This window comes from Streptomyces sp. NPDC101178 (assembly GCF_044767965.1).
Taxonomy (GTDB): Bacteria; Actinomycetota; Actinomycetes; order Streptomycetales; family Streptomycetaceae; genus Streptomyces.
In genome coordinates this window covers 341,068-352,755 of record NZ_JBIWOZ010000002.1, presented here as the reverse complement: position 1 = coordinate 352,755, position 11,688 = coordinate 341,068, and the positions used below count along the sequence as shown (strand labels likewise).

At 73.3% G+C, this 11,688-nt stretch carries 11 protein-coding genes and 1 pseudogene; 2 read left to right on the top strand and 10 right to left on the bottom strand.

What is annotated here, in order from left to right:
- Window positions 1–86 precede the first annotated feature (86 nt).
- Together ACIRR8_RS05695 and ACIRR8_RS05690 are read left to right on the top strand one after the other, a co-directional pair.
- Window positions 87–302: an EF-hand domain-containing protein gene (locus ACIRR8_RS05695; RefSeq protein ID WP_018509815.1), complete on the top strand. Its 216-nt coding sequence runs from the start codon at window positions 87–89 to the stop codon at window positions 300–302.
- A gap of 89 nt (window positions 303–391) precedes the next feature.
- Window positions 392–1,540, top strand: a complete 1,149-nt coding sequence (locus ACIRR8_RS05690; RefSeq protein WP_404059369.1) for a CopD family protein — start codon at window positions 392–394, stop codon at window positions 1,538–1,540.
- A gap of 85 nt (window positions 1,541–1,625) precedes the next feature.
- On the opposite strand, the gene ACIRR8_RS05685 is transcribed toward ACIRR8_RS05690, so the two are convergent.
- The 10 genes and pseudogenes from ACIRR8_RS05685 to ACIRR8_RS05640 all read right to left on the bottom strand — a co-directional run bounded on the left by ACIRR8_RS05685 (window position 1,626) and on the right by ACIRR8_RS05640 (window position 11,677).
- Window positions 1,626–3,095, bottom strand: a complete 1,470-nt coding sequence (locus ACIRR8_RS05685) for a carboxylesterase/lipase family protein (RefSeq protein ID WP_404059366.1) — start codon at window positions 3,093–3,095, stop codon at window positions 1,626–1,628.
- A 41-nt stretch (window positions 3,096–3,136) separates the two neighbouring features.
- Entirely contained in the window at window positions 3,137–5,479 is a 2,343-nt protein-coding gene (locus ACIRR8_RS05680) for a peptidoglycan recognition protein (protein ID WP_404059363.1), read from the bottom strand.
- Window positions 5,480–5,765: 286 nt separating this feature from the next.
- Window positions 5,766–6,743: a terpene synthase family protein gene (locus tag ACIRR8_RS05675; RefSeq protein WP_404060682.1), complete on the bottom strand. Its 978-nt coding sequence runs from the start codon at window positions 6,741–6,743 to the stop codon at window positions 5,766–5,768.
- A 415-nt stretch (window positions 6,744–7,158) separates the two neighbouring features.
- Complete coding sequence (locus tag ACIRR8_RS05670; RefSeq protein WP_404060679.1) at window positions 7,159–7,932, bottom strand: NADase-type glycan-binding domain-containing protein; 774 nt, start codon at window positions 7,930–7,932, stop codon at window positions 7,159–7,161.
- 154 nt (window positions 7,933–8,086) lie between these two features.
- A complete protein-coding gene (locus tag ACIRR8_RS05665; RefSeq protein WP_404060770.1) occupies window positions 8,087–8,275 on the bottom strand; it encodes a hypothetical protein in 189 nt (62 codons plus the stop codon).
- 14 nt (window positions 8,276–8,289) lie between these two features.
- A pseudogene (locus ACIRR8_RS05660) lies at window positions 8,290–8,352 on the bottom strand (zinc ribbon domain-containing protein); the annotation flags it as partial.
- A 4-nt stretch (window positions 8,353–8,356) separates the two neighbouring features.
- Window positions 8,357–8,947 carry a phage tail protein gene (locus tag ACIRR8_RS05655; RefSeq protein WP_404059360.1) on the bottom strand — a complete coding sequence of 197 codons (591 nt, stop codon included), beginning with the start codon at window positions 8,945–8,947 and terminating at the stop codon, window positions 8,357–8,359.
- A complete protein-coding gene (locus ACIRR8_RS05650; RefSeq protein ID WP_404059358.1) occupies window positions 8,944–10,905 on the bottom strand; it encodes a putative baseplate assembly protein in 1,962 nt (653 codons plus the stop codon). The genes ACIRR8_RS05655 and ACIRR8_RS05650 overlap by 4 nt, the downstream gene beginning before the upstream one ends.
- Window positions 10,905–11,363, bottom strand: a complete 459-nt coding sequence (locus ACIRR8_RS05645) for a GPW/gp25 family protein (protein WP_404059355.1) — start codon at window positions 11,361–11,363, stop codon at window positions 10,905–10,907. The genes ACIRR8_RS05650 and ACIRR8_RS05645 overlap by 1 nt, the downstream gene beginning before the upstream one ends.
- Window positions 11,360–11,677 carry a PAAR domain-containing protein gene (locus ACIRR8_RS05640; RefSeq protein WP_404059353.1) on the bottom strand — a complete coding sequence of 106 codons (318 nt, stop codon included), beginning with the start codon at window positions 11,675–11,677 and terminating at the stop codon, window positions 11,360–11,362. Before ACIRR8_RS05640 ends, ACIRR8_RS05645 begins: the two co-directional genes overlap by 4 nt.
- Window positions 11,678–11,688: the final 11 nt, after the last annotated feature.

Below are 11,688 nucleotides of genomic sequence, written 5' to 3'. Positions count from 1 at the left end.
GGCCGCGCGCCCGGGCCGCCAGAGCCGTCACCCGGACGGACCGATAATCTGACCCCGACATTCGGCACCACGAAGGGGCGGGAACAGTGGCGGACATCGAGTCGGCGCGGACGGTATTCGAGAAGTTCGACGCGAACGGCGACGGTCTCATCACCGCGAACGAGTACAAGAGCGCGATGGCGCAGCTGGGCGACCCGTTCGTCACCGAGACGGTGGCGCAGGCGATCATCAACGCCCACGACGGCAACGGTGACGGCCTGCTCACCTTCGACGAGTTCTGGGCCGCGCAGAACAAGGCCTGAGCCCGCGACGGACCCCCGGCCGCGCTGGTCCGGCCGGGGGATCTGTGCGGCTTGCCGGGTGTTTGTCCTCCGGAGAGGATCGAGCCGTGATGTTCTCCGGCCCTCCCACCGATCCGGCTGCGCTGCCGCCGAGGACGGGCTCAGGTCCGCCGACGGGCGCTGATCCGGCGTCCACGGCTCCGGGTGCACCGTCGGCCGGTGCGCCCGCCGACGCGCCGACCATCGCGCTGTCCATCGCCGTACCGCCGGCCGCGCCCACGCTCGCGGCGACGGCCGAAGCAGCCCCCGCCTCCGGCCTCGGGCCCGGTCGGCCGCCTTCCCGGTTCCTGCCCCTGGCCGGCGCCGGGCTCGTCGCGCTCCTCATGGCCGTGTACGGGCCCGGGTTCGCCGCGCGCGGCACAGGAGAGCTGCGGATACCCGGTGCGGGGCTCACCACCCTGCTCCGTACCGTCCTGTTCGCCGCGCTCGCCGTGCACCTCGGCGAGCTGCTCGCCCCGCAGCTCATCCGGCCCGTCCGCGGCCGGCCCCGTACCGCCGTGCGCGGCTGGTCCGGGTACGCCGCGCTCGCCGGGGCCGGAGCCGCCGCCGGGCAGATCGTGCAGCTCGCCGCCGTCAGCGGGCTCGGGATCACCGAGACCTACGCGACCCGGGACGGCGGGCTGCTCCTCCTCATCGCCAACGGCCTGGTCCTCGCCGCTCTCTGCGCCGCGAGCAAGCGCCCGGCCCTCGCGCTCGCCCCGCTCGCCGTCGTCATCGGCGCGGAGGCCATCCGCGCCCACCCGGAGGCGTACAGCCCGGAGATCGGCGCCGCCCTCACCGTCGTCCACCTGACCGCCGCCTCGCTGTGGACCGGGGGCCTGCTGTACGTCCTGCGGACCATGTGGCTCTGGCGCGGGTCGCCCGTCGCCGCCCGCGCGCTGCTCGGCCGGTACGCGCGCCTGGCGATCTGGCTGTACATGGCCCTCGCCGCCACCGGGACCGCCTCGACCCTGCGCCGGCTGCCGCCGGACGTGGTGTTCACCTCCGCCTACGGGCGCACCCTGCTGGTCAAGCTGGCGCTGATGGCGGTCGTCAGCGCGCTCGCGGTGGCGGCCCGGCGGCGGATGCTCCGGGACACCGACCCGTCCGTCGCCCACCGCCTCGCCCGCCGCGAGCAGGTCGTGCTGGGCGCGGTCGTGGTCGTCTCGGCGATCCTCACGGTCGTTCCCGACCCGCACTGGATCTCGCTGCGGCCCTAGGGGGCGTCTGGCACGCACTCCTCCGCCTTGCGATGCACCGCACCGGACGCCGCGGCCCATCCGGCCCCGATCCGCCGGACACCCCCTAGCCCTGCTCCCAGCTCCGCAACTCGTCGTCGCGCGGGGCCAGGACGAGGGCCGGGGCGCCGGGCCCGAAGCCTTGCACGGGCCGGGACGCGTCCCAGGACGGCCAGCCCGGGTCACCCGTCGTGGCGAACTCCACCCACGCCCGGTGCATCGCGTCCGCCAGTTCCTGCGGCGCGTCCGGGCCGGTCAGGGCCATCGTGTCGGGGTGGGCCAGCGTGTCGAAGACGAACCCCAGCTCCAGCGCGTGACAGGCACCGAGCCGCTGTACGGGGGAGGGCCAGCCGAACTCGTAGACGTACGTGGAACCTTCGGCACCCATCCGTGCGTCGGCCAGGCGGTTGAGCGGGACCCGGAGCAGCAGGTCCGTGGCGAGGGCGCCGAGGAGTTCGCCGGGGCCGGCGTCGGGGCGGTTGGCCCGGTAGGTGCGGGCGGTGGCGTTCGGGACCCTGAACTTCAGCAGCGCCAGGCGGAGCTTGAGGCGGCCGATCCGTTCGGTCAGGCCGCTGGGGACGAACCAGAGGCGGTACTCCTCGGTGTTCGTCCCCAGCAGCAGGTCGACCCCGGCGGCCGCCGAGCCCGGACGCGGCGCCTCGGCCGGGTCCCGGTCCAGCAGCTCGCCGTCCACCACGAGCTGGAACGAGTTGCGGCCGGTCAGCGGGTTGCCGCCGCTCGTCACCTCGGTCTGCGCGGTCAGCAGCGCCTCCGGGTCCACGGCGGCGAAGGCGGCGGCGGTGGCGGGCACGCCGAGTCGCTTGGCGATCAGCTCGGTCGTCCCGCGCGCGGCCTCGGGCGTCAGGGCGGCGGGCGCCCCGCTCTGGAGCACCGCCCGCCGGAACAGACCCGCCGCCCGGTCCGTGGCGAGCAGCGCGCCGATGCTCACCGCCCCCGCCGACTCCCCGGCCACCGTCACACGGTCCGGATCACCGCCGAACCCCGCGATGTTGTCCCGCACCCACTCCAGGGCGGCCAGCTGGTCCAGCAGCCCCCGGTTGGCGGGCGCGTCCGGGAAGAGGCCGAAGCCCTCGACGCCCAGGCGGTAGTTGACGGAGACCAGCACCACCCCGTCCCGGGCGAACGCGGACCCGTCGTACACCGGCACCGCCGAGGAGCCGTGCAGCAGCGAACCGCCGTGGATCCAGACGAGCACGGGAAGCCCCTCGGCCCGCCCGGCCGCCTCCGTGGACGGTGTCCACACATTCAGGTTGAGCCACTCCTCGCCCGCAACCGCCGGGTCCGGCAGCAGCCGGTCCAGCGGCGGGGCGTAGGGGCGCTTGGGTGCCGTCGGCCCGAAGGCGAGGGCGTCGCGCACCCCCTCCCACGGCTCCGGCGGCTCCGGCGCGCGGAATCTCCGCGCGCCCACCGGCGCAGCCGCGTACGGAATGCCGCGGAAGACCGCGACCCCCTGCTCCACCGCACCGCGTACGGTGCCCTGCACGGTCCTGGCCGTGGCCTCCACGCTGTCGGACATGGTGCGCGCCAACCCTTCTCGCGGTGCGGTGGCTCAGCGGGTCACCTCAGGTAGACCAGCCCGTCCGTGGTGAGCGCCGGGCGGCCCTTCGTGCCGACCACCACGATCTTGACCGTGTGCTGGGCACTGGTGGGCCAGGACCGGGTCCAGATCGCGTCCCGGTACTTGGTGGTGGCGGACTTGAGGTCCACCGTGGCGACCTTCTTGCCGTCGACATAGACGTATGCCTGCCCCGAAGTGGCGGCCCGCGACACCACCCAGGCGGCTGACCGGCCGGTGAACGTCCAGGTCAGGCTCGCGTTCTTGGCGCTGCTGGTCAGGGACTTGCCGCCGAGGTAGCTGGAGGAGGACTTCACCGTCCAGGTCCCGGTCTTCTTGGCGGCGGTCTCCTGGAGGATCACCGGCGTGCCGGAGACCGAGGCCGCGGCCGTGTTGCCCGCCTGGTCGTACGCCGTCATCTTCCAGGCCGTCGCCGCGCCGGACTTCGCGGTGTGCGAGGCGCTGCCCGTGGTCGGGCCGTACGTCCTGGCGACGGGCGCGGTGAGCCGGACATCCTTGAGGGCGGTGGTGTCGGTGGCCTTCCAGGCGAGCGTGACCGGGACGGCGGCGGTGTTCACCGTGCCGGTGCGCAGGGTGAGCGCCGGCTTGGTGGTGAAGACGGGGGCCGTGCGATCGACGACGATCGTGGCGGCGGCCGAGGTGGTGACCTTGCCCGACTGGTGGGTGGCCCGCACCTGCACGGAGTGCTTGCCGGGCGCGAGGGTGGCCGCGGCCTTCGTGACGTTGCCCGTGGCGGTGGCCACCGGCTGGCCGGCGACGAGGAGTTCGTACCCCTTGACGAAGGCGGCGGGCGTGGTCGTCTTCCAGCCGACGGTGACGGCCGCCTTGGCGTAGTACGTGGAGCCGGAGGCGTTCGCTCCGGTGACCGAGGCGATGGCGAGGCCGGCGACCTTGTCGGTGACCAGGGCTCCGGCCGTCGAGCGGATCGCGGGGAGCTGGTTGTAGAGGCTGAGGCCGGGGCACTCGGTGTTGAACCCGTCCCGGTGGCCGGAGATCTGCTGGAAGGAGTACGAGGAGCCGACGGTGAACTTCTTCCCGGCGTGGTTGTTGCCCGTGGCACCGGCGATGAGCTCGACCGTGCCCGTCGGATTGCCCTGGTACTGGCCGAGCTTCCAGGCGGCCACCCGGGCGACCGCGTCGGTCGCGGCGCTGCCGGCCGCCGTACTCGTGTGCAGGCCCATCACGGCGATCCCGGTGGTGTCCCGGTTGAAGCCGTAGGTGTGCGCGCCCATGACAGCCCGGTCCACACCGCCCTTGCGGCCCTCGAAGATCGTGCCGCACTTGTCGACCACGAAGTTGTAGCCGAGGTCCTTCCAGCCGTTCGACTTCACGTGGTACGTGTGCAGCGCGCGCACCATCGCCGGGGAGTCGGCGCAGGAGTAGGAGTTGGTCTGCGTGGTGTGGTGGACGAACACCGCCTTGACCTTCTCCAGATAGTCCGGCGGCTCGTTGTTCAGCGACTCGTCGGCCTTCCAGGCGGCCCGCGAGACGATCGTCGGCTGCGGGGCCGTGGACGGCGGGGCGGGCGGCAGCGTCGGGGTCGTGGTGACGGTGGGCGTCGGCTTCGGCGTGACACTCGGCGGGGGCGACGCGGTGGTGCGGGTCGGGCTCGGCGTCACGCTCGGGGTCGGGGTGGGGCTCGGGGCCGGCGGCGTCGGCGACGCGGTGGTCGGGGTCGGGGCCGGCGGCGTCGGGGAGGGCTCCTCCGTCGGCACCTCGGTGGAGGGCTCGCCGGACGGCGTCGGCTCCTCGGAGGGGGTCTCCTCGGCGGCGAACGCGGCGGGCTCGGCGGCGAAGGCGGCCGGTTCGGCGGCGAGCGGGGTGGTGCTGCCTCCCGGGTCGACCGTGTCCAGGCGCAGCCCTTCGGGGAGCCCGGCCCGGACGCCGTCGGCGGCGCTGATCCGGACCTCGACGCCGTCGGACGGGCCGACCCAGCGCGGTTCGGTGGTGCCCCGGACGCCGGCCCGGCCGGCCTCGGTGCGCCCGTCGATCTCGGTGTCCAGCGGCAGCCAGCCGGTCCACTCGCCGGTGGCGGCGGAGCGCGTACGGGCCTCGACCTGGCCGGCCACCTTGGCGGCGGGGTCGGTCCACGTCACGCCGAGCAGGCTGAACCGCTCGGTGGAGCGGCGGGGGAGCGAGGCGGTGGCACCGTCCTCTGAGGTCTTGAGCGGGGTCTGGTGGACGTCCACCTCCGCGGGAGCGGACTTGGCGTCCGCCGCACCGTCGGGCGTGGAGCTGCCGGTGACGCCCTGGAACACCAGGACGCCCGTCACCGCCGTGGTGGCGAGGGCAGCCGTGGTCCAAATTCTTCGCTGTGATCTCACGTGTGATTTCCCCGGGGAAGCTGGTGGAAGACATGGCATTCCGACCGGTCAGCCGCTGACCGGGGGCACGACGAAGTGGTCGGCCCGGCCGGTGGGGCGGCCCGGGACATGCTTGCGCGGCACAGTCTTCCATGCGATCGCTTCTGATCGGGCTTGTTCTCTGTTGATCCGTCGCGATGTGATCCGATCGAGCCTTTTCCGGGGCAGGGCAAGCGGAGACCAGGGCTTGGAAGGCACGCCCTTCCAAGCCCTGGTCTCCCGCGGACGGTGCTCTCAGAAGGTGCTCTCAGGCGGCGAAATACTGGGACATCGAGTTCCGTGCGTCCAGCTCCACCAGGTCCGGGCGGGTGTAGCGCTCGGCGCGCGCGTGATAGTCGAAGTCGCCCCGTACGAGACTCCGGTAGTCCTGTACGCACCGTTCGAGGGCGGCCCGGGTCGTGGAACCGATCCTCGCCGCGTCGATTTCCTCGATCAGTTCTTTTTCGGCCCGCACCACGCGCTCCGCGATACGTGCCAATTGAATTCCGGCCTCGTCGATGGCTTCCTGGAGCGTGGATCGGCGGTCGCGCTGGATGAGCCGTACCGCATTGTGCTCGTAGCCGAGCGCGGCCTCTTTCTCGAACGAGCAGATGTCGTTGCAGAGCCCGGAATGATCGGTCACCGCGTTCCGCAGGGCGATGTACGCGGGCAGGCTCCGGGCGGAATCCGGCAGATCGATTCCGGCGGTGATCTCATGGAGATCCAGGAACGGCTGCATGGCCACCGAGTCCCGGCGGTGCTTGACGAAGTCCGCCCGGCTCGGCACCTGCCCCGCCGCCCGCTCGACGGCCTCCGCGTAGTACGTCCAGAGCCAGGCCGCCGTGTCCCGCCGGAACTGCCGGTTCCACTGCGGCGAACGGTCGCGGCAGGTCCGCTCGCGCAGTCCGGCGAGCGCCCGCTCCATCGGCCCGCGCGGCTCCGCCCCGTCGAACACGTCCACCAGCCGGGTGATCGCCGCCTCACACATCAACGGGTCGCGCCCGGCCGGCCCGTCGTCGAACTCGTCGTCCACCAGGAAGGCCCAGAACAGCCATTGGCAGAACAGGTCCAGATGATGCTGCGACGCTTTCGGGAAGATGAGGGAAATCCAGAGTTCGGGCCGGGTGCGGATCATCTTCCTGCGGGCCGGAACGGAGAGAATCAGCCCCTCCGCCTCTGCCCATTCCCAGGCGGCCTCCCTGGTTTTCTCCAGACCCGGATTGCACCCTGCGCTGGCGAACGGCATGTGAAACGCCGGTAACGTTATCTGGCTCATTGCTGCCCCTCGTCGAATGAGTACGGACGGGCGATGCGCACCGCGCATTCCCGGTGACCGTGCATGGGTGCGCTCCCGCCGGAGGCCGACCGCCGGGTGTCCATATGTCCTGGCCAAGGGGTGACCGTACGAAGTGAGCCGGTCATCGCTGTCCTCTCTCCTCCGCCGGGGTGGGGCACCGGAGCTGGGCCGACGAGTCGACGAGGCCGACCGCGTCACCATGCGTGATGCTCAGTCAACCCCCTGTGGAGGGGTGGTGGGAAGCCGTATGTGACCGAAATTGCTTCATCGGTCAGAACTGCTGCGCAGCTATGAGCAGTTGAGGGATCTCTGGGACTGAATGCCACCGGCGGGGCCTGGCGTGCCGCGCCGGTGGCTCCGCCGGTCAGGTGCGTTGGAAGAACTCGATCTCGCCGAGCGCGATCGGACGGCCCCCGCTCCGGCCCGCCGCGTCGCGGAGGACCAGCCGGACGGAGACGACATCGCTGATGCCGGTCCGTACCGTCTGCTCACCGGGTTTGTCGTTGAGCGTCAGCTGCTTCTCGTGGACCGTGCCGTCCGCCGTCTCGACGATCAGATCCGCCCGGACCGGCCGCGGCTCCCGCCGGAACTCCTCCGGCTCCGTCGACGCCCCGGTGTGCAGGACCACCCCGACCAGCCGGAACGGCGTGTCGAAGGTGCACGTCAGCGACGCGCCCAGGGCGGGTGCGCCCCAGTACTTGTTGGTCAGGCCGTCGGTGGCCGCGCCCGCCGGGTGGCCGGCGGCCTCGGCGCTCGCGGTCACGCCGGACGGGCTGATCTCCGCCGTGCCGCCGAGCTTGTCCCGTACGTCCTCGAAGAGCACGCGTCCGGCCGGCAGGAACAGGAAGCCCACGAAGAGCAGTCCGACGACCGCCAGGATCAGCAGGACGCGGCGCAGCGCCCGGCCCGACCGGACCCGTACACGGCGGTGGAACGGCCACACCGTGCGCCACCACGGCAGCGGCGCGGTCTCCTCCTTGGGGCGGAGCGCGGCCGCGCAGCGCCGGCAGAACCTCCGGCCGGGCAGGTTCGGCGTACCGCAGGCCGGACACGGCGGCCCGTCCGGCACCTCGTCCGCCTCCACCGGCCGGACCACGGGCCGCCGGGCTACGGGCTTGGCGGGTTGGACGGCGCCCACGGGGGGTTCGGGCTCGGCCTCCTCGGGTGCGGGGCGCGTGGGTGGTGCGGGCGGAGGTGGTGCGGGAGGCGCCGGGTGTACGGGGGCGGGGCGCGCCGGTTCGGTGGGGGGAGCGGGTTCACGCGCAGGCGTTGGCGCAGGTTCCGGACGCGGCTCAGGCTCCGGCCGAGGTGCCGGTGCCGATGCCGGAATCGGTGGTGCCGGTGTCGGCGGCTGTGTTGGAGGCGGAGGCGGTGGCGGTGGTGTCGGCGTCGGTTGAGGCCGTGGTTCCGGTTCCGGCCGTGGCTCCGGTACGGCCTGCGGCTCCGGGGCCGGCGGCGTGCGCCGGGGCTCCGTCGACCACCCCAGATACGACCCGCAGTTGCCGCAGAAGTCGTCGTCCTCGCGGTTGGCCGTACCGCATGCCGGGCACGAGCGCATCGCGTCAGTCTCCTGTCTCTACGGGTGTCACGTCAGGTGCTGTTTCCGGCGGGCCCGGCAGGATCTCCACCCGGCAGGTGAGGTGGACCGGGCATGAGGCCGTCACCACGTCCAGGAGCCGGTTCTCGTCCACCGTGGCTCCGGGGGCCACCGGCCAGACACGGACCAGCAGTTCGCCGGTCGGGGGCGGAGGGAGCTCCGTACCCGGGCGGTCCGACCACGCCACGCCCCCGCCGTCCCGCACCTCCGCGTGGACCCCGAAGCAGAGGCGGAGGTGGTCGACCAGGCCGCGCCGGGTGGAGCGCCACCGGTGCAGCTCCACCGCGCGGGCCACCACGGCCCGTTGCAGCTCCGGCGGCCAGTCGGGGTCGATGCCCGCGCCCACCCAGGTCGCCAGCCACGGCAGGAAGTCGGCGGGGGCGAGAACCGGGTCGAAGTAGGCCGGGAGGTTGTCCAGGGTGGACAGGACCGGCGCCAGGACCGTGTCCAGGCCCGCCGTGAAGCGCTGGGCCAGGTCGTCGTCGGCGTACAGGGCGGGCAGCAGCTCGCCGATCGGGTAGCGGCTCGGCAGCCCGGGTACGGCGGCCCGGCTCATACGCCCTCACCCGGCCCGTTCGCCGTGACGATCACCTGGTGCTGGTGCGAGAAGACCAGCGCGCCCGGCGCCACGTCGATCCGGTCCACCGCACCGCCGCGCCGCCCGCTGATCGGGTCCGCCGGGAACAGCCGGACCTCCTCCACCAGACCGGCGCCCCGCACCCCTTGGAGCACGGCGAACACCTCCCCGTACTGCACCGGCCGCCCGAACGGCCACCCCGTACCGTCCGCACCGCCCCGCAGCGGGTCGATCAGCCGGAAAAGGGCCTCCAGCGCCTCCGCGCGCACCCGGTCCACATCCCCCGGGGCCGCGACCAGCCGGGCCACCACCGTGACGCCCTGGTAGGCGGGCGGCTCCACGACCAGCCGGGTGCCGACCAGGCGGCGCTCGTCCAGCCGTTCCGCGACCGCCGCCAGCACCTGGTCCGACGGGATCAGCTGCTCGAACCGCAGCTGGCCGCCCTCGTCCGGCACCGCGTCCGGCACCACCAGCACTTTGACCGCACCAGCCTCACCCGCCACCGCCGGCAGACACCGCACCCGGCGCAGCGACGGCGCCGCCTCGCGGGCGATGACCTCGTGGTCCCGCGCGGTGACGGCCCGCTCCTGCACGCGCAGGATGTTGGGCGCGCGCACCTTGGCGTTCTCGACGGTCTCGCCGTCGACGCCTCCGGTCGCCGCCTCCCGGTTGCCGACGCCCGCGACGTACGGGACCGAGCTGCGCAGCACCGAGATCGCACCGCGGGCCACGTTCCCGGCCGACCCGCCGCCCGTGCGGTAACGCGGTACGCGGAGCTGGGCGCCCTTCGCCGGGACCGCGCCGTACGCGCGCATCGTGCCGTCCTCGGCCCGTACCTCCGGCGGGAACGCGAACTCACCGGAGACCGCGTCGATCCGCACGTGCCGGTCACCGGGCGCGGAGGCGCCGAAGTGCTCCACCGGCGTCCACACCTGCCAGCCCTCCGCGGTCGACACCTGGACCACCGGCGGGTCGCCGTCCATCAGCAGCGGCACCCGGCTCACCGAGAACCGCTGCCCGGCCACGCCCTCCGAGGTCCCGAGCGGTACGTCGTACACCGTCTCCGCGTGCTCCACCGCCGCCGTCCCGCCGACCGTGAACACCTCGGCCTCGCGGATCGTCGGCGACTCGGAGTAGAACGGCTGGCCCGGCTCGGCCGGTGTCACCCGGCAGCGCAGCCACCCGGCGCGGGTACCGGCGACCACGGACGCGGTGTGCCCGGCCGGGACGAACACGATGACCTCGCCGGGCCGGTTGAGCCCGCCGGTGGTGTCGTCACCGGTCGCGCACTCCACCCACCGCGCCCCGTCCCACGCCTCCCACACCAGCGGCGGCTGCCGCGGGTCGACGCCGACGCCCTCCACCCGGCTGTCCAGGCGTACGGCGACGATGCAGCGCGGTACGGCGGCGGGCAGCCCGAACAGCATCGCGTCGCCCGGCTCCGGGCGCGGCGAGAAGCACGGGATGTCCTTGCCTGCGCCGAGCGGCCCGGTCCGGTCGGTCTGGTCGCCGGTCTTCGGCGCGGTGACCAGCCGGACCAGCTCGCTCGGCACGATCGGCAGCTCCTCGGAGGTGGTGAACACCACCGGCTCCTCCGTCTCGCCGCGCGCGGTCGCCACCTCCGTGCCGGCGACCAGGTGCACGGTCTCCGGCTGCGGCGCGGAGAGCCAGAAGTCCACCTCGGCGCGGGCCACCGTCGGCGGGAACAGGGTCACGCCGAGCAGGTCCAGGAAGGCCGCGTAGTTCTTGTCGGGCACCCGGTTCAGCCGGTACAGCAGCTGGTCGACCATGTACGCGAACGTCTCGATCAGCGTCACCCCGGGGTCCGACACGTTGTGGTCGGTCCACTCCGGCGAGCGCTGCTGGACGTACCGCTTGGCCTCGTCGACGAGCTGCTGGAAGCGGCGGTCGTCCAGGTTGGGGGAGGGGAGGACCATCAGCGCACACCCGCTTCGGACGAGCCCTCTTCCGAGGGGATCGTGTAGAAGGGGAAGACCAGGTTGCGCAGGTCGTTGGTGGCCCGCACGGTGTAGCGGACGTCGATGTAGAGCGTGCCCTCCTCGATCGCGTCGAACGCGATCACCACGTCCGTCACCTCGATCCGCGGCTCCCACCGCTCCAGCGACGTCCGGACCTCCTGGGCGATCCGCCCGGCGGTCGCGCCGTCGCCGGGCGCGAAGACGTAGTCGTGGATGCCGCAGCCGAACTCCGGCCGCATCGGCCGCTCACCCGGTGCCGTACCGAGGATCAGCCCGATGGCCTCCTCGATCTCCTTGTCCCGCTCGACCAGGGCGATCCCGCCGGTCGGGCCGGTGCGCAGCGGGAAGCCCCAGCCGCGTCCGATGAAGCCGCTGCCGGATCCCCTGAGGGTGCCGGTGTAGCCGTCGCCGTTCACATCGGGCCTCCGATCAGGACGTTCGGCGCGCCGGTGAGCACGACCGCGCCGCAGGTGGTCTTGTCGCCCATCCGGGCGGCGGGCAGCCCACCGATGAGCACCGGGCCGGAGACGGCCGCCGCCGGATTCGGCAGGAGCACGTTGCCCGGTCCGAGCGCCGCGTGCGGCGGGACCACGCACACGTGCAGGCTCCCGGTGACGGCGGCGGGCCGGCCGCCGATCAGCACGGTGGCGACGGTCACCGCGCCCGGGGGCGGGGTGCCGATGACGCCGCCGTGGGCGGTGCTGTCGCCCGAGCGGGCTGCGGGGGGCATGGCCGGGGTTC

Excerpts from the sequence above, each read along its gene's own strand:
- ACIRR8_RS05675 (WP_404060682.1), bottom strand. The coding sequence starts at position 6,743 with ATGCCGTTCGCCAGCGCAGGGTGCAATCCGGGTCTGGAGAAAACCAGG.
- ACIRR8_RS05650 (WP_404059358.1), bottom strand. The coding sequence starts at position 10,905 with ATGGTCCTCCCCTCCCCCAACCTGGACGACCGCCGCTTCCAGCAGCTC.
- ACIRR8_RS05690 (WP_404059369.1), top strand. The coding sequence starts at position 392 with ATGTTCTCCGGCCCTCCCACCGATCCGGCTGCGCTGCCGCCGAGGACG.
- ACIRR8_RS05640 (WP_404059353.1), bottom strand. The coding sequence starts at position 11,677 with ATGCCCCCCGCAGCCCGCTCGGGCGACAGCACCGCCCACGGCGGCGTC.
- ACIRR8_RS05685 (WP_404059366.1), bottom strand. The coding sequence starts at position 3,095 with ATGTCCGACAGCGTGGAGGCCACGGCCAGGACCGTGCAGGGCACCGTA.
- ACIRR8_RS05655 (WP_404059360.1), bottom strand. The coding sequence starts at position 8,947 with ATGAGCCGGGCCGCCGTACCCGGGCTGCCGAGCCGCTACCCGATCGGC.